We start from the raw sequence: 231 nt of genomic DNA, 5'->3' as shown, positions 1-231 counted from the left end.
ATGCTCTTACACCTGAGCAGCAGGAAGTACTGGAAAGGGTTAGCCTTGATCCAGTTCAGCAGGTGGAAGAAGAAATTCGTTTTATTACTCTGCGCGAGTATGAAATGCTGCTTCAAATTCAGAAGTTGAAGGAAGGTCTGACTGAAAAGCAGCGCCGTGTTCTCCATGAGAGAGTCACTGTAAAAGAACCTGTCCAGGTTAATGATGATAAATCGGGAAAAACAAAAACGG

General features: G+C 43.7%; 1 protein-coding gene. It reads left to right on the top strand.

All coding sequences use genetic code 11. The features are described from left to right. Nucleotides 1-231 (top strand): hypothetical protein (locus tag SB754_RS23295; RefSeq protein ID WP_410784605.1); only part of this gene is annotated, 231 nt, incomplete at both ends.

This window comes from Leifsonia sp. SIMBA_070 (genome assembly GCF_046534635.1).
Lineage (GTDB): Bacteria > Actinomycetota > Actinomycetes > Actinomycetales > Microbacteriaceae > Leifsonia.
This window is presented reverse-complemented; position numbering and strand designations above follow the sequence as displayed.